General features: G+C 61.4%; 22 protein-coding genes and 2 pseudogenes. 11 read left to right on the top strand and 13 right to left on the bottom strand.

Annotated features, from left to right (window positions below; all coding sequences use genetic code 11):
- The 4 genes and pseudogenes from ACFOEV_RS02670 to ACFOEV_RS02655 form a co-directional block, all read right to left on the bottom strand.
- Window positions 1-464: pseudogene (locus tag ACFOEV_RS02670) on the bottom strand (urocanate hydratase); the annotation flags it as partial.
- Between the two features lie 416 nt (window positions 465-880).
- The gene (gene hutC, locus ACFOEV_RS02665) at window positions 881-1,597 is read right to left on the bottom strand and encodes a histidine utilization repressor (RefSeq protein WP_386771338.1); all 717 of its coding nucleotides are present in this window, start codon (window positions 1,595-1,597) and stop codon (window positions 881-883) included.
- 78 nt (window positions 1,598-1,675) lie between these two features.
- Window positions 1,676-2,030 (bottom strand): annotated as a pseudogene (locus ACFOEV_RS02660) (YchJ family protein).
- Window positions 2,031-2,132: 102 nt separating this feature from the next.
- The gene (locus ACFOEV_RS02655) at window positions 2,133-2,645 is read right to left on the bottom strand and encodes a GreA/GreB family elongation factor (protein WP_386771336.1); all 513 of its coding nucleotides are present in this window, start codon (window positions 2,643-2,645) and stop codon (window positions 2,133-2,135) included.
- 547 nt (window positions 2,646-3,192) lie between these two features.
- On the opposite strand from ACFOEV_RS02655, the gene ACFOEV_RS02650 reads away from it, so the two are divergent.
- From ACFOEV_RS02650 to ACFOEV_RS02615, 8 genes are all read left to right on the top strand, one after another.
- Complete coding sequence (locus ACFOEV_RS02650) at window positions 3,193-3,858, top strand: ABC transporter permease (RefSeq protein ID WP_449280232.1); 666 nt, start codon at window positions 3,193-3,195, stop codon at window positions 3,856-3,858.
- Window positions 3,859-3,905: 47 nt separating this feature from the next.
- Window positions 3,906-5,096: an ABC transporter ATP-binding protein gene (locus tag ACFOEV_RS02645; RefSeq protein WP_386771334.1), complete on the top strand. Its 1,191-nt coding sequence runs from the start codon at window positions 3,906-3,908 to the stop codon at window positions 5,094-5,096.
- Window positions 5,097-5,100: 4 nt separating this feature from the next.
- Window positions 5,101-5,832, top strand: coding sequence for an ABC transporter permease (locus ACFOEV_RS02640; protein WP_386771332.1), 732 nt, complete (start codon window positions 5,101-5,103; stop codon window positions 5,830-5,832).
- Between the two features lie 33 nt (window positions 5,833-5,865).
- Window positions 5,866-6,747: a glycine betaine ABC transporter substrate-binding protein gene (locus ACFOEV_RS02635; protein WP_386771330.1), complete on the top strand. Its 882-nt coding sequence runs from the start codon at window positions 5,866-5,868 to the stop codon at window positions 6,745-6,747.
- Window positions 6,748-6,879: 132 nt separating this feature from the next.
- Window positions 6,880-7,722 carry a nitrilase-related carbon-nitrogen hydrolase gene (locus tag ACFOEV_RS02630; RefSeq protein WP_386771328.1) on the top strand — a complete coding sequence of 281 codons (843 nt, stop codon included), beginning with the start codon at window positions 6,880-6,882 and terminating at the stop codon, window positions 7,720-7,722.
- Between the two features lie 215 nt (window positions 7,723-7,937).
- A complete protein-coding gene (locus ACFOEV_RS02625; protein ID WP_386771341.1) occupies window positions 7,938-8,336 on the top strand; it encodes a PA2779 family protein in 399 nt (132 codons plus the stop codon).
- 10 nt (window positions 8,337-8,346) lie between these two features.
- The gene (locus ACFOEV_RS02620) at window positions 8,347-9,306 is read left to right on the top strand and encodes a PA2778 family cysteine peptidase (RefSeq protein WP_386771326.1); all 960 of its coding nucleotides are present in this window, start codon (window positions 8,347-8,349) and stop codon (window positions 9,304-9,306) included.
- A 78-nt stretch (window positions 9,307-9,384) separates the two neighbouring features.
- Window positions 9,385-10,323 carry a 2-dehydropantoate 2-reductase gene (locus ACFOEV_RS02615; RefSeq protein ID WP_386771324.1) on the top strand — a complete coding sequence of 313 codons (939 nt, stop codon included), beginning with the start codon at window positions 9,385-9,387 and terminating at the stop codon, window positions 10,321-10,323.
- 38 nt (window positions 10,324-10,361) lie between these two features.
- Here the strand turns inward: ACFOEV_RS02615 and ACFOEV_RS02610 are convergent, their stop codons facing one another.
- The 6 genes from ACFOEV_RS02610 to ACFOEV_RS02585 form a co-directional block, all read right to left on the bottom strand.
- Window positions 10,362-10,838: a YbhB/YbcL family Raf kinase inhibitor-like protein gene (locus ACFOEV_RS02610; protein WP_386771322.1), complete on the bottom strand. Its 477-nt coding sequence runs from the start codon at window positions 10,836-10,838 to the stop codon at window positions 10,362-10,364.
- A gap of 156 nt (window positions 10,839-10,994) precedes the next feature.
- Window positions 10,995-11,729 carry an ABC transporter ATP-binding protein gene (locus ACFOEV_RS02605; RefSeq protein ID WP_386771320.1) on the bottom strand — a complete coding sequence of 245 codons (735 nt, stop codon included), beginning with the start codon at window positions 11,727-11,729 and terminating at the stop codon, window positions 10,995-10,997.
- Window positions 11,726-12,469, bottom strand: coding sequence for an ABC transporter ATP-binding protein (locus ACFOEV_RS02600; protein WP_386771318.1), 744 nt, complete (start codon window positions 12,467-12,469; stop codon window positions 11,726-11,728). Before ACFOEV_RS02600 ends, ACFOEV_RS02605 begins: the two co-directional genes overlap by 4 nt.
- 13 nt (window positions 12,470-12,482) lie before the next feature.
- On the bottom strand, window positions 12,483-13,463 hold the full coding sequence (locus ACFOEV_RS02595; protein ID WP_386771316.1) for a branched-chain amino acid ABC transporter permease: 981 nt from the start codon (window positions 13,461-13,463) through the stop codon (window positions 12,483-12,485).
- On the bottom strand, window positions 13,453-14,325 hold the full coding sequence (locus ACFOEV_RS02590) for a branched-chain amino acid ABC transporter permease (RefSeq protein ID WP_386771314.1): 873 nt from the start codon (window positions 14,323-14,325) through the stop codon (window positions 13,453-13,455). Before ACFOEV_RS02590 ends, ACFOEV_RS02595 begins: the two co-directional genes overlap by 11 nt.
- Window positions 14,326-14,408: 83 nt before the next feature.
- Window positions 14,409-15,662, bottom strand: coding sequence for an amino acid ABC transporter substrate-binding protein (locus ACFOEV_RS02585; protein ID WP_386771312.1), 1,254 nt, complete (start codon window positions 15,660-15,662; stop codon window positions 14,409-14,411).
- A gap of 365 nt (window positions 15,663-16,027) precedes the next feature.
- Here ACFOEV_RS02585 and ACFOEV_RS02580 point away from each other — a divergent pair, with 365 nt between their 5' ends.
- Both ACFOEV_RS02580 and ACFOEV_RS02575 read left to right on the top strand, forming a co-directional pair.
- Window positions 16,028-16,795 carry a class I SAM-dependent methyltransferase gene (locus ACFOEV_RS02580; RefSeq protein ID WP_386771310.1) on the top strand — a complete coding sequence of 256 codons (768 nt, stop codon included), beginning with the start codon at window positions 16,028-16,030 and terminating at the stop codon, window positions 16,793-16,795.
- A 17-nt stretch (window positions 16,796-16,812) separates the two neighbouring features.
- Window positions 16,813-17,718, top strand: coding sequence for a complex I NDUFA9 subunit family protein (locus ACFOEV_RS02575; protein WP_386771308.1), 906 nt, complete (start codon window positions 16,813-16,815; stop codon window positions 17,716-17,718).
- Window positions 17,719-17,750: 32 nt separating this feature from the next.
- Here ACFOEV_RS02575 and ACFOEV_RS02570 read toward each other — a convergent pair whose 3' ends face one another.
- Complete coding sequence (locus tag ACFOEV_RS02570; RefSeq protein WP_386771306.1) at window positions 17,751-18,437, bottom strand: TetR/AcrR family transcriptional regulator; 687 nt, start codon at window positions 18,435-18,437, stop codon at window positions 17,751-17,753.
- Window positions 18,438-18,640: 203 nt separating this feature from the next.
- On the opposite strand from ACFOEV_RS02570, the gene ACFOEV_RS02565 reads away from it, so the two are divergent.
- Window positions 18,641-19,690 (top strand): TAXI family TRAP transporter solute-binding subunit, encoded by a 1,050-nt coding sequence (locus ACFOEV_RS02565; protein ID WP_386771304.1) that lies wholly within the window; start codon window positions 18,641-18,643, stop codon window positions 19,688-19,690.
- Window positions 19,691-19,710: 20 nt separating this feature from the next.
- On the opposite strand, the gene ACFOEV_RS02560 is transcribed toward ACFOEV_RS02565, so the two are convergent.
- Together ACFOEV_RS02560 and fnr are read right to left on the bottom strand one after the other, a co-directional pair.
- Window positions 19,711-20,037 carry a cupin domain-containing protein gene (locus ACFOEV_RS02560; protein ID WP_386771302.1) on the bottom strand — a complete coding sequence of 109 codons (327 nt, stop codon included), beginning with the start codon at window positions 20,035-20,037 and terminating at the stop codon, window positions 19,711-19,713.
- Window positions 20,038-20,219: 182 nt separating this feature from the next.
- Window positions 20,220-20,984 carry a fumarate/nitrate reduction transcriptional regulator Fnr gene (gene fnr, locus ACFOEV_RS02555; RefSeq protein ID WP_386771300.1) on the bottom strand — a complete coding sequence of 255 codons (765 nt, stop codon included), beginning with the start codon at window positions 20,982-20,984 and terminating at the stop codon, window positions 20,220-20,222.
- Between the last annotated feature and the right edge of the window lie 30 nt (window positions 20,985-21,014).

Raw genomic sequence — 21,014 nt, 5'->3', positions numbered from 1 at the left:
GTCTCGTAGGTGCCCTGGACGATGCCCTGGGAGCCGATATAGATCCACGAGCCGGCGGTCATCTGGCCGTACATCATCAGGCCCTTGCGGTCGAGCTCGTTGAAGTGCTCCCAGTTGGCCCAGGCCGGTACCAGGTTGGAGTTGGCGATCAGGACTCGTGGGGCATCCTTGTGGGTCTCGAACACGCCCACCGGCTTGCCGGACTGGATCAGCAGCGACTGGGTGTCCTCGAGGCGCCGCAGGGTCTCGACGATCTTGTCGAAGCACTCCCAGTCGCGGGCGGCGCGGCCGATGCCGCCGTAGACCACCAGGTCCTCGGGACGCTCGGCGACGTCCGGGTGCAGGTTGTTCATCAGCATGCGCAGCGGCGCCTCGGTCAGCCAGCTCTTGCAGCTGCGCTCGCTGCCGGTGGGGGCGCCGATCCTGCGGCTGGGGTCGTGACGCTTGTCATCGATTTGGGTCATGCGGGAATCCTCTCGGGTATGCTGACACTCGGGTCCTGACGGGCTTCTCTGTATCGGAGCCGGACATGCTCAAGTCATGCAGCCGGCTCTTAATATGTATATACATATTTATGGGAAACTCAACCATGACGTCAAATCGACGAAACAAAACAACTACGACAACAATCTATTAATTTCTCTTTTTTCAACAATTTAAACAAATCACCACTAGACCAAAGTCGTATAGATGAAATGCATATACAAACGCGCGTTCTACAAATGTGTATATACATATTGACAACAAGATCACGCCGCCGACATGCCGGCATGACACCGACGGACAGACGACTGACACAAAGAACGGGCAAGATAAGGGGAAAGGCGATGCGTCATGGCCAGGCTGTCGTCCCGGGCCATGCCGGACATGCAGGGGCGGGTCAGAGCCCAGCGGAATGCAGAGAGGCGTTGAGCTTGTAGCGGGTACCGGGATGCAGCAATTGGGTATAGCTGATCAACTGTTCACCCGACCATGTCCGGCGCACGACCAGTAGGCAGGACTCGCTCACCGGGATACCCAGCAGAGCGGCTTCTTCCTCGGTGGGGGAAACGGACTCGACCACGTTCTCGATATCCGTGACGGGATAGCGCGCGACCAGGACGGCATTGGGGGTATGTTTTTCGAAATCCTGCTCCAGGTAATCCGGCGCTACGCGGGGATTGACGTGGCGCCTTTCCAGCTGCAGCGGCACGCCATCCTCCATGTGGACGATTTCAGAATAAAAAACCAAGGTGCCCGTCTTGACGCCGAGGTAGATGGCAACCTGCTCATTGGCGACCACTTCCTTTAAATGGACGACGCGACTGCTGTGGTGTCCTCCACGATTGCGGATCTCGTCGGCGATGTTACGGATGTCGAAGAGAGATGACTCTGCCTTGCGCTCGACGACAAAGGTGCCGGATCCCGTGCGGCGAATCAGGAGACCGCGTTGGACCAGATCACGGATGGCCTTGTTGGCCGTCATGCGGCTGACACCGAAGTCCTTGGCCAGGCGATTCTCGGCGGGGATCCGGTCTCCGGGGACGAAGCCCCCCTTTTCGATTTCCTTGAGCAGGTATTCCTTTATCCGCTCATATGACGGTCGACTACCCAACATCTCTTGACACTCCGTGTGGCAATGAAAGACGCAAATTGGTGGCAGGCATTCTCCAGATCCCTGCGACAAAATACAGACCTAAGCCCTAATGCAGCAGGCCTTGCCCTTCTTCCCGCCGCCGCACGGGCAGGGGTCGTTGCGACCCGGCTTGAGGCGGGTCACGGACGAGGTACCGTCCAGGTAATACCAGCGCCCCGCCTCGCCCACGAAGCGCGAGGCCTCCTCGAGTACCGCCCAGCGACGGCCTTCCCGAAAGGTGGCACGAAAGTGGACGCGACCGGTATCGCCCCGCTCGTCACGGTCGAGCACCTCAAGCCGCACCCACTGCGTGGTGGCCATCCGGCTCGATGCTGTCCGGACGAGTGCTCGGATGCCAACTAGCCAGCAGATAGTCATGTCGATCCAGCGCGAAGGCACTGAAGCGAGAACGCATCAGCGCTTCCGGGGTCGGCGCCAATGCGACCTGGTGAAAGGCTCCGCAGCAAGTCGGGTAGTCGAGGTCGCTAGCGCAGGGGGCAAACGCCGGGTGTGTCGGTCATGGCTCGATCGAAGTCACCTCGATCTCCAAGTCACCCGACGGTCGGGGCCAGACGACGCTATCGCCGACTTTGGCCCCTGCCAGTGCCCCAGCCAAGGGAGAGGCCCAACTGAGCAGCGTCGTGGTATGTTCGGGCTGGTCGTCTCTCGATGCCAGTGCCTCATCTTCGCCCACGATGCGATAGCAGTGACACTCGCCATTCGCGTCCCGGAAACAGGTCCGGGTACCGAAGGCCACATGTTCCGGCGTCCCCTCCTGGGGCGGTATCACGATGGCAGACGCCAGCCGGGCATTGAAATAACGGATGTCTCGCTCCAGCACTGCCAACTCGCTCTGCTGCTGAAGGGTGTCGCTGTCACGCATCGCTTCCCGCCGGGTCAGTAATGCTGCGAGCTGGCGTTGCATGGCCTGATGTCCACGAACCGTCATGTAATTCGGCTGATCACTGATGGCGCGCTCCGGCACCGGGTCGGGGCGCTGATCATCTTCTCGAGTAAAGGCTCGGCTCATGCTGGATCTCCATGGTTGGACGACCAACGGCTCGGCAGACGACCGCCCAGCACTGTCTTGAACTGTCGGTCGACCGTCTCTACTCCACTATAACTCCCATTGCGAGACATCGCTTGACCTGGCTCACCGTGATGTTTGCCTGGAGCCTGCCAGGACAGGGCGGCAGCGAAGAACCGGCTCGCGCCGGGCCGATCGCGCCCACGGCCGCTCGCCTGCCATCCATCATTCCGATCGCCCGTGGAAGGCGTGCATAGCTCATGCTAGAGGAAATTCATCGCCATGCCCTGCATCACAATCATTAATAATTGTAATTTATAATCGAAATTCATTTTCAAAACAAATAGATACTGCACTCTGCTAAGCTTATAAAGTTCCGACGCGATCCGCGCAGTTCCCTGACCTGGCGGTATAAGGGCCAGGCCCCGTGTGACAACTGCCTGTGCCCACACGCTGACACTTGGTACTGCGCCTGGCTCGGTAGCCAGGCTGTGTCGATCACCGATCGACCACCAACAACGAGCGCCACATAAATAAGAGGAGGCGTCGATTGGAACTGATTCAATATGCTCTGGATAACCTCGATCTGTTGATGACCCGAACGATCGAGCATATCGCGCTGGTCAGTGTCGCCGTGGGGATCGCCACGCTGACCGGCGTACCCATAGGCATCGCGATCACCAGGAATGAACGCCTGGCCCGTGGCGTGCTCTATGTGGCATCGATCATCGTCACCATCCCCTCGATCGCCCTGTTCGGCATCATGATCCCGATCCTGTCGATCATCGGCCAGGGGATCGGCTATCTACCGGCAGTGATCGCCGTGCTGCTGTACTCGCAGCTACCGATCATCCGCAATACCTATACCGCCATCAACAATGTCGACCCGGCCCTGCGCGAGGCGGCGCGCGGCATCGGCATGAGCCCCAACCAACGCCTGCGCATGGTCGAGATCCCGCTCGCCGTACCCGTCATCATGGCCGGTGTGCGTACCGCCGTCGTGCTCAATATCGGGGTGATGGCGATCGCCGCCTATATCGGCGCTGGCGGCTTGGGCACCTTCATCAGCCGGGGGATCTCCCAGTCCGATCCACGCCAGCTCATCGTCGGTGCTGTCGCCGTCAGCCTGCTGGCGATCCTCGTCGACTACACACTGCTGGCACTGCAGAAGTACCTGACGCCCAAGGGTATGGAGCGCGCCGCGACCACCGCCTGACTCGCGTCCACTGCGCTATCTCCTGCTCCCCAGACAAGGACAACCGCATGATTCGGCTCGATAACCTGACCAAGGTCTTCGATACTCCCAAGGGCGCGGTGATCGCCGCCGACCATATCAGCATGGAAGTGCCGGCGGGCGAGATCTGCATCCTGCTCGGCCCCTCGGGCTGCGGCAAGACCACCACACTGAAGATGGTCAACCGCATCATCCGCCCGACCTCGGGCAAGGTGTTCCTCGACGGCGAAGATACCACCGGCATGGATACCCAGGATCTACGCCGCAGCATCGGCTATGTGATCCAGCAGATCGGCCTGTTTCCCAACATGACCATCGAGGAGAACATCACCGTGGTGCCCAAGCTGCTGGGCTGGGACAAGGCACGCTACAAGGAGCGGGCCCGCGAAATGATGGCGATGATCGCCCTCGAGCCCGATGCCTTTCTCAAGCGCTACCCCAGCGAGCTCTCCGGCGGACAACAACAGCGTATCGGCGTGGCGCGAGCGCTGGCCGCCGACCCGCCGCTGATGCTGATGGACGAGCCTTTCGGTGCCATCGACCCCATCAACCGCGCGGTGATCCAGGACGAGTTCCTCAAGATGCAGCAGGAACTCAACAAGACCATCATGTTCGTCAGCCATGACATCGACGAGGCGATCAAGATGGGCGATCGCATCGCCGTGTTCCGTGAGGGCAAGCTGGTGCAGTACTCCACGCCGGACGACCTGCTGGCGGCCCCCAAGAACAGCTTCGTCGAGTCCTTCCTCGGCGAGGATCGGGCGCTGAAACGCCTCAACCTGGTCAAGGTGCGCGAGATCGTCTCCGACGAAATCGGCAGCGTGCGCCCCGACGACACCCTGGAAACGGCCCGGCAACGTATTGAAGACTTCGGCTATCAGAATGCCATCCTGATGGTCAACGACAAGCATCAGCCGGTGGGCATCATCACGCACGCGGTCGCCCGCACCACCAAGGGCTTCTGTCGCGATCATTTCCAGGGCATCCCGGCCTTGGTCAACCTCGACGACGACCTGCGCAAGGTTGCCTCATTGATGTTTGCGCACGACATCACCTGGCTGCCCTGCGTCGATGACGATGGGCGGGTATGTGGCCAGATCACCCAGCGCGCCATAACGCGTCATCTGGGCTCGCGCTATCGGGCTCTTCAGGGCGATGTCCCGCCGAACAACGATTCGTCGGGCGATGATTCGCTGATCGATACCGTCGCCAAGGAGTGAGTCGATGCCCATTCAGACCATGAAAGGGGCTCTGCGCGTACTACTGCTGGTAGCGATCTTCTTCGCCGGCGTCTGGAGCCATGCCAGCGGGGTGATCGATGACTTCCTGTTCTACCTGCCCGATGTGCGATATCTGGTGGGCGAGCATCTGTGGTTGACCGCCGTCTCCGGTGCCCTGGCCATCGGCGTCGCCATTCCGTTGGGGATCGTGCTGTCACGGCCCAGCATGGCGCGTGTCGCCGAAACCGCCATGCAGGTACTCAACGTGGGCACCACCATTCCTACCCTGGCGGTATTGGCGCTGTCGATGAGCTTCCTGGGCATCGGCACGGTACCGGCGATATTCGGCCTGTTCGTTGCCACTCTGCTGCCCATCGCCCGCAATACCTATGCGGGACTCAAGGGTGTCTCGCCGGCGCTGATGGAAGCCGCCGCCGGCATCGGCATGTCGCCTGTCCAGCGACTGCTGCGCGTCGAGCTACCCAATGCCCTGTATGTGATCTTCGCCGGCATTCGCACCGCGCTGTCCATCAACATCGGCACCGTACCACTGGCCTTTTTGATCGGTGCCGGCGGCCTGGGAGAACTGATCTTCACCGGCATCGACCTCTACGACCCGGTGATGATGCTCGCCGGCGCCATCCCCACCGCCCTGTTGGCCGTGGTCGTCGATGCCTTGGTCGCCACTACCGCCTTCATCGTCGTACCACGTGGGGTAAATCCTTCACGTGCCTGATATGCCAACGCCATACGCAAGGAGACAACAACCATGAAACGACTGATGACAACCCTCACCGGCCTGGTCCTGGCCAGCTCCCTGGCCAGCGCCCAGGCCCAGGAAATCGTGGTCGGTGGCAAGAACTTCACCGAGCAGCAGCTACTGGCCAGCATGACCACCCAGTACCTGGAAGGCCTGGGCTACGAGGTGGATACCCGAGCCGGCATGGGTTCGGCGGTACTGCGCCAGGCCCAGGAAAACGGCCAGATCGATCTCTACTGGGAATACACTGGTACCTCGCTGATCAACTACAACGACGTCACCGAGTCACTGTCACCGCAAGAAACCTATCAACGTGTCAAGGAGCTGGATGCCGAGAAGGGCCTGGTCTGGCTCGAGCCCTCCGACGCCAACAATACCTATGCCTTGGCCATGCGTGAGGAAGACGCCGAAGAACGGGGCATCAAGACGCTCTCTCAGATGGCCGAAGCCGTAAACGACGGCGAGGAACTGACGTTCGCCATGAACGCCGAGTTCTACGCCCGCGAGGACGGCTGGCGCCCCCTGCAGCAGGCCTATGACTTTCGTGTCGAGCGGGGCAACATCAAGCGCATGGATTCCGGCCTGGTCTACCAGGCACTGCGTGACGGCCAAGTGGATATCGGCCTGGTATTCGCCACCGACGGTCGCATCCCGGCCTTCGACTTCCATGTCCTCGAGGACGACCAGGACTTCTTCCCGGCTTACTCTCTGACCCCGGTGGTACGTGAGGAGACCCTGGAGGCCCATCCTGAGCTCGCCGAACAGATGAATGCCCTCTCCGCCCTGCTCGACGACGAAACCATGGCCAATCTCAATGCCCGCGTCGATGTCGAACGCGAAACCATCGAGCACGTCGCCCGAAGTTTCCTCGAGGAACATGAGTTGCTGTGAGCCTGGCGCCCACACGGCATGATGTATGACACGATGAAAGCCGCCCGCGGGCGGCTTTCGCTTGTCTGCTCCTCGAGTCAACAGCGAAGGTAACGGCATGTTGCCCGGAATCCACAGAGATGAGGTACCGTCATGCACTATCAGGACACCCTCCGCGTCGGTGCAGCGCAGATCAATAGCGCACTGGTCGATGTCGATGCCAATCTCGAGCGTCACCTCGACATCATCGCCGACGCACGCGCATCCGACATCGAACTGCTGGTATTTCCCGAATTGTCGCTGACCGGCTATGGCGTGGGCAGTCGGGTGATCGATGTGGCCTTCCCGGTGGCGGATCCACGTCTCGCCCAGCTAGCCAGGGCCACCGGCGACATGCAGGTGGTGGCAGGCTTCGTCGAGGAGGCGGGGCCTGGCGAATACTACAACGCCCTGGCCATTCTTCAGGAGGGGACGATCCTTGCCGTGCACCGCAAGCTCAACCTACCCACCTACGGGGGCCTGGAAGAAGGCAAATGGTTCACCCACGGCAACGAACTGACCCATACGCAAGTGCGCCCTGGCTGGTCGGCAACCCAGTTGATCTGTGCCGATTTGTGGAACCCCGCCTTGGTGCACGCGGCCTTGCTTGCCCGTCCGTCGGTGCTGTGCGCGCCGATCAACTCGGCTTCGGGCATCGTCAGCGAGGACTTCTCCAACGAGCAGAACTGGGCTCTCAACGTGCGCTTCTATGCCATGACCTACGGCACCCCGGTCATCATGGCCAACCGTTTCGGCCCCGAAGGCGCAAGCCACTTCTGGGGAGGTTCCAGAATCCTCGGGCCACGCGGCGAGCCGCTGGCCGAAGCCGAAAACCGCGAGATGCTGCTCAGTGCCGAACTCTCGCGCACCGCGATCGCCCGGGCACGCTTCGAACTACCCACCCACCGCGACGCCGATACGCCGCTCGTGCGTGAACTGATGGTGGGTTATCGCTGAAAACCGGTGCCCCACCGGTCAGGATTCGCACTTTACCGGTTACGCTGCTATTAGTAGAAGAACCCCATAACCAAATATAAGGAATCAAAAAAAGGCATGAAAATCATGGCGATCTACCTTTATACTGATTTAGCATCGCGTGGATAAAGGATCCAGAATCCTAGGATCATCAAGAAGCCGGAAGCCAATCCCAAAAGAAAGGAACCCATCCCATGATGAAGAAACTGACTCGAATCCTCAGCCCGCTGTTGATCGCCTTCCTGGTACTTGGCAGTCTGCCTGTCGCTGCCGCGCCACAAGCCTCGCCGGCCAGCAACCTGGTTTCCACCCAGGACGCCCTGCAAGCCGACCAGGTAAGCGCCGACCGTGAGCGCATCAACGAAATCCTCGCCCGTCAGGACGTTCAGGATCAACTCGTCGCACAAGGCGTTGACCCGGCCGATGTGGAAGCACGCGTCGCCGCCCTGTCCGATGAGGAAGTCCGCCAGATGGCTGACCAACTCGAAGAGCTGCCGGCCGGTGCCAGCGTGGTTGGCGTCCTGTTCGCCGTGTTCGTGATTCTGCTGGTGACCGACATCCTGGGACTGACCAACGTCTTCCCCTTCACGCGTTGAATACCCGCCGATGACTAGCCAAGTGAAATGGCTGACACGGAACGCCCGCTTTGCGGGCGTTCTGTTGCTGGTGCTGACGATAAACCTGTTGGCCGGCTGTGCCACGGGACCGCGACTGGCCAGCCCCAGCGACATGGGCATTGCCGAACGCACCTACATCGATGACGTTCCTTTCCACGCTCAACGTCTCTACCAGTGCGGCCCGGCATCGCTGGCCATGGTGCTCAACGCCAATGGCGTCGATGTCAGCGTCGATACCTTGATTCCCCAGGTTTTCCTGCCTAACCGTGAAGGCAGCGTGCAACCGGAAATGCAGGCCACCGTACGACGCTACGGCCGTATCGGCTTCGTGCTCGACGGCAACTTCGAGTCGCTGCTGCAGGAGCTCGATGCCGGCCACCCCGTGGTGGTGATGCAGAACCTCTCGCTGCCGGCCTGGCCCATGTGGCATTACGCGGTGGCCATCGGCTACGACCTGAACGAGGAGTTGCTGACCCTGCACAGCGGCGAAGAGGCCAATCGCCTCGAATCGTTCCGCCGTTTCGATGCCACCTGGGCACGCAGCGAGCGCTGGGCCATGGTCGTCCTCCCCCCGGGCGAACTGCCGACCAGTGTGGGCCCGCATCGCGCCATGGATGCCATCGCCGCCTTCGAGCGGGCCAATCCACCCGGCGACGCCATCCCCGCCTGGCAAGCCATGGTCGAGCGATGGCCGGGTTTCGCCATGGGCTGGTTCGCGCTCGGCAATGCCCGGCATGCCGACGGTGATCCCGTGGCTGCCGCCGACGCCTTTCGTCGGGCGGCCGAGCAACAGCCCGACCTGGCGGTGGCATGGCTCAACCTGGGGCTGACCCTCGAGGGCCTCGGCGAACTCGACGCTGCCCGCCAGGCGCTCGACCGGGCCACCGCCCTGCCCGGTCGTTGGCAGGACGATGCCCGCAAGGCCCTGGCCCGCTTGACGGCTGAGTGATCCACCTCGACCCGGTTCCCGCCCCGCCTCGGGTAGGCTACTCTTCAATTCGACGCAAGACATTCGGGAAACGTCCAGATGCGTATCGCGATCTATGGCACCGGCGGTGTCGGCGGTTACTTCGGCGGGCGTCTGGCCGAGGCCGGCGCAGACGTGACATTCATCGCTCGTGGTGAACACCTGACCGCCATCCAGCGCAACGGGCTGCACGTGTACAGCATCGCCGGCGATTTCACCATCGCTCCGGCCACGGCCACCGATGAGCCGGCGAGTGTCGGGCCGGTGGACTGTGTGATCGTGGCGACCAAGGCCTGGCAGGTGCCGGACGCCGCCGAGGCAATGCGGCCGATGATCGGTCCCGACACCTTTGTGGTACCGCTGGGAAATGGCGTCGAGGCCGTGGACCAACTGGCCGCCACACTCGGTCGTGAGCATGTGGTCGGTGGACTGTGCGGCATCCTGGCCTGGCGCGAGGGGCCTGGCGAAGTGCGCCATGCCGGCATCGATCCCTTCGTGCGCATCGGCGAACTCGACAACCGCACCAGCGAGCGCACCCAGCGCCTGCAGGCAATCTTCGAACGTGCCACCGGTGTGCAGGCCGAAGTCGCCGATGACATTCTGGCGGCGATCTGGAGCAAGTTCCTGTTCATCTGCGCCATGAGCGGCATCGGCAGTATCACCCGCGCGCCGATCGGCGTGACTCGTGCCTTACCGGACACCCGGCGCATGATCGAACAGATACTGGAAGAAATTCATCGGGTCGCCCTGGCCAAGGGCATCGCCCTACCCGACGATGCCGTGGCACGAGCGCTGAAGTTCATCGACGCCTTGCCGGAGAAAAGTACCGCCTCCATGCAGCGCGATATCCTCCAGGGGCGCCCGTCGGAGCTCGAGTCCCAGAACGGCGCCGTAGTGAGGTTGGGAATCGAACATGGCGTGGCCACGCCGGTCAACGCCGTGATCCACGCCGCCTTGTTGCCCCAGGAAATGCGCGCCCGAGGAGTGGAGGACTTCTAGACCACCACGCCTCCCGAGGATGGGAAAGCGCGACGGTTTCAGTCTCGCTGGTAAGTACCCACCAGGCGATTCATGCCCACTAGATGAGGCTCGGCCTTGTGCAGAAATTCGCTCAGGCTGAGGCCGGCGGGCAGGTCGAGCTCACTGTCCAGCGCCAATACCCAGAAGTAGTAGTGGTGCAGCCCATGACCTTCCGGCGGCATCGGGCCGCCATAACCCTGCTTGCCGAAGTCGTTGGCGCCCGCGGTGCCCGTATCGGCGCCCTCCTCCAGCCGGGTGGTGGACGCCGGCAGGTTGTAGAGCACCCAGTGCACGAAGCCGTAGCTGCCGTTCTTCACCAGCGGGGCATCGGGATCGTGACAGATCACGGCAAAGGCCTGGGTACCTTGTGGAGGATCGCGCCAGGCCAATGCCGGAGAGACGTCCTCCCCTTCGCCGCTATATTTGGCCGGAATCCTGCCTCGAGGCTCGAAGGCGGAGCTTTCCAACTGCATGGTCGATAGTGCAAATGCCATCGCGGTATCCTCCTTTACGTTCGCTGTCGATATGTTGCCCAGCTGATGGACTCATTATTCTTACATTCAAAGACATGATGCCAGGATGTCAATGCACCACAACGACCCCTTTCAACCCGCTTGAAGTCTCCGTCCCATGGCCAGAACGTCATTCCGTCAACCTGACTGGTCGTCGGACTCCCCTCCCATGTATAGCGACATGAGATGCTGGTCATCACGAATGTCAGCGCTGGTACCGGCAAACTTGCGATAACCACCGGCAAAGATGTAAATGCTGTCAGCGATCGGCAGCGCCTCGCGAATGTTCTGCTCGATCATGACCACCCCGACACCGCGCTTGCGCAGTTCCTCCACCCTGCTCATCGTCTCGCTGACCAGGGCGGGCGACAGACCCGCAGAAGGCTCATCCAGCAGCACGAACGTCGGATCCGGCACCAGAGCCCGGGCGATGGCGACCATCATCTGCTCGCCGCCGGATAGCGATCCCGCGGCGACATGCCGACGCCGTTGCAAACTCGGGTATTCATCGATGAGCGTCTCGATACGCTGCTCGACCAGTGAGGCATCGGCAAGGGAATAACCTCCCATGCGCAGGTTTTCCGTGACCGTAAAGCGAGGAAAGACCCCTCCTCCCTGCGGCATCATCACGATACCTTTACGTACGACGTGATGGACTGCCAGGCCCGTAAGGTCGGTCTCTCCCAACTGCAGGCTCCCGGACCACGCGGGGAGCAGTCCTGCGACAGCCTTGATCACCGTGGACTTGCCACTGCCGTTGGGGCCGAATACACAGGTAATGTGTCCGGGTCGTGCCGTCATCGAGACACCATGGACAATTTCCTGCTTGCCATAACCGGTCACCAGATCCGTGACGCGCAGCTCTTCACTCATCGGCGCCGTCCCAAGTAAGCCTGTTGGACTTCGACGTTATTGGTAATCTCATCGAAGCTCCCCTCGACAACAACCCTACCGGCATCCATCACGACGATGCGATCGCAGATCTCGCGCACCATTTCCATATCGTGCTCGATAACCAGGAAGGTGACGCCCGAGTCGCGAACCTTGCGGATAGCGTTCAGGATGATACGGCGGATATTCAGATGCACCCCGGCCGTCACCTCATCGAGCAGGACCACCGCCGGGTCGCGCATGCATACGCGCCCGAACTCCAGCAGTTTCTGCTGACCACCGGACAGTTCCGACGCCAGATTGTCCCTCACATGACCAATCTCCAACATCTCCATGACGTCCGTGGCCCGTTGCGGCGCCCCTTTCCAGTCCCCCTCCACGGCGGCGGCCAAGAGATTGTCCCGTACGCTGATATTGTCGAACAAGGAAGGAATCTGAAAGGTGCGGGCGATGCCGGCACGGGCAATACGCCAGGCCGGCTGGCCGGTGACCTCGATACCACCTAGCCACACTCTTCCCGCATCCAGCGGCAGCGTGCCGGTCGCCAGATTGAACAGCGTGGACTTTCCGCTGCCGTTGGGGCCAATGACACCCACGATTTCACGTGAAGCAACCGACAGATTGACGTCGTCCACCGCCTTGACGCCACCGAAGCTTTTGGCCAGCCCTTCCAGAACCAGCGGCGTCTTGTCGGCATCTCGCGTCATGGCGGCGTCACTCATGTTGCCTCCCTCTTCACAGTTTGCGTACCAGGCGGGACAACACGCCACGGCCACGCCGACGACCGCCCGGAAACAGGCTGATCAACCCATTGGGAAGGAACAGCACGACCAGCGCGATGATCAGGCCCAGTATCGGCAAGTAAACCGTAGTATCGCCAAATTCCGACCAGATGTAGCGGTTGGTCAACCACAGCAGGGTAGCGCCTAGTGCCGGCCCCCACACGGTCCCCAGCCCGCCCAACAACACCATGACCACCATCTGGTCGGTGATCTCCGGCCCCATCACCGAGCGCGGGTCGATGAAGGTGACCCAATAGGCATAGATGCTCCCGAACAGGGACGTGATGCCGGCGGAGAGCGCGAATGCCTGCACCTTGACCCGGGTGGTGTGGATACCCATGGCCTCGGCAGCGGTTTCGTGATCGCGTAACGCCTTGAGCCGGTAGCCGAAGCGGGTGTGTTCCAGCAGGTACCAGATACCGATATAGGTCGTCAGGGCGACAACGAACATGGTGTAGTAGAAGAAGAACTCATTGAGATACACCGGCAAGGAGAGGCCACCGGTACCGCCGGTAATATCCAGGATGGTGGCAAGCTGCATCAGCATTTCGGCAAATGCCCAGGTGGCAATGGCGAAATATGCCCCCCGCAGACGCATGGTCGGGCCACCGATGGCTGCCGCCACCAGGATCGCGGCGACAACCCCCAAGGGGAGTGTGACGAGAAAAGGCAGCCCCACGCCACGCTGCATGAGAATCGCCGTCACGTAGGCGCCGATGCCAAAGAAGGCGGAATGCCCGAAACTGATGTACCCGGCATAGCCGCCCACGATGTTCCAGGCGCATGCCAGCCCGGCCCACATCAGCACCCCGGTAACGATACGCAGGGAATAAGGGTCGATGAATGCCGGCAGTATGGCCAGCCCCCCTGCCCCGAGGATGATGGCAACCAGTCCGGCGATCTGGTTTCGGCGTATGGTGCGTTCAGATGCCACGCTGGAGGATCCCCTTGGGCGAGATGAGAAGCACCAGGTAGAGCGTCGCGAAGACCACCAACAGCGAATAGCGGGTACCGATATAGGTCCCGACCAGAGACTCCACCAGCCCCAGCACCAATCCGGCCACCAGAACTCCACCCACCGAGCCCAGTCCGGCGAGGACGGCGACGAAGAAGGCGAACAAGGTGTAGCGCACCCCGACCGCCGGATTCACCGAGTAGATGGTGGCCAGCAGCACCCCGGCCGAAGCCGTCATGCCGGTGTAGATGCCGTACACATAGGCCGACACCCGTTTCACATCGACTCCCATGAGCCCGGCATTGTCACGGTTCTGGGCCACGGCCCGCACCGCCAGCCCAAAGCGACTCCGGTACAGCAGCAAGAACAGGCCAAGACTCAGCACCAGCGCCATGGCGAAGGCCGTCAGGCGCAGCAGAGGAATGGTCACCGGGCCGAGGGTGATGAACTGTCCGGACAACACCGAGTCGACACTGCGACTGTCGAAGGACCATAACCAGAGTGCGCCACCGCGCATCATGATGAACAGGCCAAAGGTAAACGCCAGCGCCATGAGATCCGGTCGCGCATAGCGACTCGTGCGCACATGGTAGATGAGCGGCCCCAGGGCACTGCCGATCAATGTGAACAGCGCGAAGACGAAGAACAGGCTGATGAACGGGTCGAGCCCCAGCAGAGTGCCTGCCCAATAGGCAGCATAACCGCCCAGCATGACCCATCCGCCCACGGCAAAGTCGATGACGTGCAGTACCCCGAACGTCAGCTGGAATCCCACGGTGAGGCACACCAGAATTCCGCCGATCAAGATGCCGTTCATCAGGGCCTGCAGTAGCACGTCCACGCCGGTCTCCTCCGGTTCCGAGTCGCTCCCATCACCCGCGCCGTCCGCCGCCGACGGGTGATGGGAGAATCATGAGGGAGCCCTCAGGAGAAAGCAGGCAACGGATAGACCAGTTCGGTCTCCGCCGCATCTTCCGGGGCCACGGGGACGACTCTTCCGTCGGTGATCTGGATGATCACCGGCACCGGTTGAGTATTGTTGTGGTAATGGTCCCCCTCTTTTTCGAAGGCGACCGGACCGTAGAAGGTTTCGATATCCGTCTCTTCCAGCGCCTCCACCAGCTCGATGCGTGCTTGCCGATCCCAGACAGGCGCCTTGCCAAGCCGACGAGCGGCGTCCTGCAGGACCAGGCCACTGGCAGAACACGCTGCCTCGGTATAGTCCGGATGGCTCCCCCAACGGGAATGGGAAAGCTCGTCATAGTCGCTGGCGGTACCGAACAGGTCGTCGCGATAGGACAGGTTGGGCGTCCACAGCGAGATACCCAGTACACCATTGGCATCGGCACCCAGTTGATCGGCGAAAGCTGCCGCGGTGACGCCGTAATGCATTAGGATGGCCTTGGGACGGAAATCCAGCGATCGCGCCGTGTTGATGAAGTTGATCAGCACCTCCTCATGCCCCCCGACGGCCACGATGTCGGGATTGTCGGCCTTGAGATTGGAGACGATCGGCGTCAAGTCGGCATTCGCCGGGAACAGCTCGAAGCGCGTCTGCTCGAGACCGGCCGCCGACACCCCATCACGGAAGCCTTCGGCGGTCTCCTTGGAGAAGGGCTCATCGACACCGACGACCGCTACCGAAGCGGCCCCCGTGGCATCGGCAATGACCTGGATGGATTTATCCGAGGTACGATCCACTGCAGGGATCATGCCAAAATTGAAACGTGGCTTCTCCAACCACACATTGGGCGATTCCGCCGATCCCGAGATCATGGGTACGCTGTATTTGGCACAGATAGGCTGTACGGCCAGCGTGACGCCCGACGTATAGGGGCCAAACAGGACGCTGACTTCGTCACGGATAATCAGGCGTTCGGCGGCATCCGCTCCCGAGGCGGGGCGGGACTGGGCGTCTCCATAGAACATCTCCACCCGATAACGATCGCCGTTGACTTCGATGCCTCCCAGCTTGTTGATCTCTTCGGCCCACAGGTCATAGCCACGACGCGTCAGATTCCCTCCGAAACGGTTCTCCCCCGACAACGAGGTCACGACGCCGCAACGCAGGGTGGGCTCCTGGGCCCGAGCTCGCATGACGGGGGCCGCAAACGATAGCGCCCCCAGGCCATAGGCCGTCCCTTTCAGGAAATTTCTGCGTGAGATCTTGTCAGCCATGACGCCCTCCTTGTTATGTGCACAAGCTTGTTATGAGGATGTTGTCATTCGTGAACTATGGAAGCGCTGAATAAATCGACGAGCGGCATCAAGCACAAGGCGTACGGAGCAAAGGAACCGGAGCCTATGGGGTATAGGTGAGGATTCCGCGCACCGCGCAACGCAGTGATTGAGTCGCGCAGGCATTTATTCAGTGTTTTCCTATCCCGAGTCATTGTTATAAACAACATAGCACCGATTCGGAGCACTACTGACGTCCGCTCGACTCGGCCCCATGCAGGGCTATGCAATGAGAGGATGCCGTCCTGCCGACGAGAGCTGTTACTCTGAATCGGGAACTTGCCCTCGATGGAGCCACTAGCGATATGACACCCCCCGATGACTTTGCCGCCGGCCAGCAGTGGAATGCCCAAGGCTATGCCGATCATGCCGATTTCGTCCCCGCGCTGGGAGGTGCGGTAGCCACCATGCTGGCACCCAAGGCCGGCGAACGGATTCTCGACCTGGGGTGTGGCAACGGTACCTTGAGCGAAGCGCTGCTTGCATCCGGCGCCACCCTTGTCGGCGTGGATGCCTCGGAAGACATGATCGATGCCGCTCGCGCCAAGGGCCTGGACGCCCATGTCATGGATGGCCACCGGCTTCCCTTCGACGCTGAGTTCGACGCCGTATTCAGCAACGCCGCCCTGCATTGGATGCAGGAGCCCGAGGCGGTGATCGACGGCGTCAAGCGCGCCCTGAAACCCGGCGGGCGTTTCGTCGGCGAATTCGGCGGCCACGGCAATGTCGCTGCCATCTGCACGGCCTTGCTGGCCGCCCTGCACATCCGCGGTATCGATGGGGTCCAGCGCTTTCCCTGGTTCTTTCCTGCCCCGGACGAATACCGCACCCTACTCGAGGCACAAGGCTTCCGGGTCGAATCCATCGAACTCATCCCACGCCCCACGCCACTGCCCACCGGCATGGCCGGCTGGCTCGCCACCTTCGCCAATCCATTCCTGTATGGCCTGCCCGACGACACTCGCCAGGCCGTGCTGGACGATACCGTCGAGTGGCTCGCCACCAGCCTGCGCGACAGTCGAGGCAACTGGAGTGCAGATTATGTCAGGCTAAGATTCAAGGCATTGGTGTGATCGGTGAGGTGAACGACATGCACCACCGCGTAACGACGGTGTTCGGCGGCACCGGCTTTCTGGGCAGCGCCATCGTCCAAGAACTGGTGGCAGCGGGAACGGCGGTCCGGGTCGCGGTCCGGCACCCACGCCTCCCCGAGGATCTCGCGTCCAGTGACGACATCGAACTGGTAAGTGCCGATATTCGTGACGACAGCAGCGTCGCCGCCGCCCTCGAAGGCGCCAGTGGAGCGGTCAATGCCGTGGGCCTGTACACGGAACCAAGCCGTACCGAGACCTTCGACATCATTCATGCCCAGGGAGCCGGCCGGGTAGCACACCACTGTCGGGAAGCCGGCGTCGAGTGCCTGGTGCATATTTCCGGCATCGGCGCGGATGCCGATTCCGCCTCGAGCTACATTCGCGCCCGTGCCCACGGTGAGCAGCGTGTTCGGACGGCCTTTCCGTCGGCCGTCATCGTGCGTCCCAGCGTACTGTTCGGCCCACGGGATGCCTTTCTCGGCGCCCTGGCCATGATCTCGCGTTTCCCGGTGGTCCCCTTGTTCGGCCGTGGCGATACTCGCCTGCAGCCGGTCCTGGTAGCTGATGTCGCCCATGCCGTATCACGGCTGCTGGACACTGCCGCGCCCGATCTTCTTCTCTATGAGTTGGGGGGCGCCAGCACCTATCGCTACCGGGAAATCGTCGAGCTGGTCCTGACTCGGTTGGGACGCCGCCGGCCGCTACTGCCGGTCCCCTTTGTCGCCTGGCGGGCACTCGCCAGACTGGCAGCGCTATTGCCCTCTCCTCCCTTGACGGAGAACCAGGTCATGCTGATGCAGCAAGACAACGTCGTGGGCCCGGACGTCGGTACCTTCGACGACTTGCGCATCACCCCGTGTTCGCTGGAAGAGCGGCTGGCCGATTGCCTCGATGGCCGGTGACATCCTTTTCATGAAGCACCGCCGGGCCCGCTTCAGGGCTCATCGGTGATGACCGGCGACTCCCTGTCCGGCGTCGAGCCTTCATGCTGGCTACCGGAACGACCGCCCCAGACCCACCGCATCAGGCGATCGCCGCGTTCCAGTCGCTTTCTCAGGTAATGACGAGTGTCCTGCTGGTGGGGCGTATCGTCGTGAGCCCAGACCCGTAGAGTGGCGACAAACAGCGAGGTCAGGCCGATTTCCTCCATCTGCGCACGACGGGTACCATAAGGAGCATTGAGCCGGGCGGCTTCGCGCAGCCACTGGATAGTGCGCGAAAGATCGAAGAGCATCGGCACCCAAGTGTGCAAGTGTGGCCAATGCGCCTTGGTACGCAGCATCTGCACGGTGACGCGGCGGTGGCTGGCCAGAGCGTCGAACCAGGCCAGCATGCAGTATTCGATGCGCTCCCGAGAGGACCAATCGCCGAAACCCTCCGGCTTTTCGGCCAGCATCGCGCGCCAGCCGCGCATGAACCAAGCATTGGCCACGGCATCCAGATCGCGATAGTGATCGAGAACACTCCTGGCGGGGATATCCAGCCTGGCAGCCACCTCGGTCAATTCGACGGCTTCCCAGCCACGCGCCTCGGCCATCTCGAGTGCCGCCGCCAGAATACGCTCGGCCAGGGGCTCGTAGTGCTCAGCGGTATCGCTGCGATGCACGGGCGTCATGACCATGGTCTTCCTCCAAGTGTCACGGGTGCATTTCCTTCGATATTACCTTAGGTGCTGTGTGTCATGCAGACGAGGCAGACCCGAGGATGGGCAGCGCCTGTCCGACGATTCCTTTCCTTCGATCATGACTAATGCGGCTATGCTATAACCGAACAAGAGGGGCTATCAGGTAGCGCAAAGGAACTCGATCCGGAGGAGCGGTGGCGATGGGAAGCGATGTCGACGAACTCCATTCTACCTCGCACGGGTGGCACCTGGCACCGCTGCTGAGTGGGTTGTTCACCACCATGCTGCTGTTGCCGTCTCCGGCAACAGCCGATGAAGCGCTGGTCATCGGCACAGCGAGTGCGGCCGGGGTCTATCACGTTACCGGACGGGCCATTTGCCGGCTGATGGAAACGCCGTGCAAGGCACAAGTATCGGCTGGTTCCTTTGCCAATCTCGAGGCCATTCGCGAAGGATCGGTCCCGATCGCCCTGGCCCAGTCGGACCTGCAGTATTACGCCGTCCATGGCCTCGAGGGGTTCGCCGAGGCCGGGCCTGACGAGTCGTTGAGAGCGCTGTTCTCGGTACACAGCGAACCCTTCACTCTCGTCGCACGCCGGGACGCCGGCATCCAGGGCATCGACGACCTCCCCGGCCGAGCCGTCAATATCGGCAACCCGGGCTCGGGTCAGCGCGGCACGATGTTGAAGCTGATGGACGCCAAGGGCTGGTCCCTGAACGACTTTTCCCCCGCCAATGGACTGCCCGCGGATCAACAATCGCTGGAGCTGTGCCATGGCCGTATCGAGGCAATGGTCTACACGGTGGGGCACCCCAATTCATCGATCGAGCAGGCCATCCGGTTGTGCGACGCCGTCATCGTCGACGTCACGGGTCCCGAGATCGATGCGCTGGTGAATGGGACCCCCTATTATACTCTCGCCTCGATTCCCGAAGGTCTCTACCGGGACGACCAGCCCGGCGTGGAGACTTTCGGTGTCCGGGCCACCCTCGTCGCCTCCCGGGACACCGACCCCAATCTGGTCTATCAGGTTGTCTCCGCCGTCTTCGACAACTTCGATGACTTCCAGGTCTTTCACCCGGCGTTCTCACTGTTGACACCAGAGCAGATGATTCACGAAGGACTTTCCGCGCCGCTTCACGAAGGCGCCCTACGCTACTATCGCGAACAAGGGTGGATACCCGAGCTGGAAGAAGAAACCCAGACAGAAAAAGCCCGGGAGGAAGATGTCGTTGAAGAGCAGGAGTAGGCCCGCACAAGCGATGAATGCTAGGCCTTTCTACGTGAGTAGTGTACCGCCAACCATACCGTCTCTTGTTCTGGATCCGTCCATTTTACCCGGTGCCTTTTATGGGCTGGAATGTCGATATGGTCGCCGGGTTCGAGAACCACGTCCCCCTCTTGCTCAAAAGCGATGATGGCCTCTCCTTTCAGTACCACAACCCACTCGCTTTGCGCTTGATCATACCAGCCAGATGCCGGTGATCGGTGTCCCCGGGAGACGATACGCTCCACCTTGATACCTTCACCCTGAACGACAGTCTCGAAGAATTCTTGCTCGAGATCTTTTGGAATCGATGCAAACAGGTTCTTCATCTTGATTCACGTCCCCCGATAGTTTCGTTGATCCCGCGCAGATTGTAGCGGTAGGGATCACGGAAATGGAGCTCTGCGGCGACCACTTTGGCGGCAGTCCCATGCTCGGCACGCCTGCCACGTCGAGGGGCCGTTGATGGACCAACCCGTGTAATTTGAATGTGCAGCGCATGGGCCCAGTGTCAGGATGGCTGTTGTGCAGCGCCCTGCCGGCCACAGGCCTCGGAAAGGCGAGTCAGTGCCTTCATGTCACACAGGTGGAAATCGTGCCCGCGAATGACGACCAACTCATGCTGCTGATAACGCGTCAAGGTCCGGCTCACAGTTTCCAGCGACAGCCCCAGGTAATTGCCGATGTCGCCACGCGTCATCGCCAGTTGGAAGCGATAGGGCGAGTAACCGCGGCGCCGAAAACTTGCCGACATGGTCAGTAAAAAGCGGGCCAGCCGTGCCTCGGCGGTCCTGTTGAGCAGCAGACGCTGCATCAAGCGTTCATTGTGGACTTCCTGGCTCAGGTCGCGGTAGATGCGTTGGCGCAGCGCGGGTATACGGAGGCTAAGCTCATTGAGTCGCTCGAAAGGCAATTCGCATACCGTGGTGGTTTCCAGGGCCACGGCGCTTCCCGGATAGCACTCCTCGGCGATGGCATCGAGGCCCACCAGGTCGCCCGGCAGGAAGAAGCCAGTGACAAGGTGCTCATTGGTATAGGTCGTGGTGACCTGCTTGAGGCTGCCGGAGCGCACAGCAAACAGACTGGTGAAGGGCATGCCCTGTCGAAACAGGGCATCATGTTTCTTCAGTGGGGCAAGCGGGGGCGCGATGCCATTGAGTTCGGCTATATCCTTCAGAGGCAGCCCTTGAGGCACACATAGTGCCCTCAAGTGACAAGTCTGGCAATCGGCAACCTCTCGACTGACAATACGTGATACGCGGGTGGAATTGGTCATGGCCTATCCCTGTCCCTTTTCCTCGTAGCG

It is taken from the genome of Litchfieldella rifensis (assembly GCF_042646605.1).
Taxonomy (GTDB): Bacteria; Pseudomonadota; Gammaproteobacteria; order Pseudomonadales; family Halomonadaceae; genus Litchfieldella; species Litchfieldella rifensis.
Note: the sequence above shows the minus strand (reverse complement) of the source record. Positions and strands in the feature narration are given on the sequence as shown.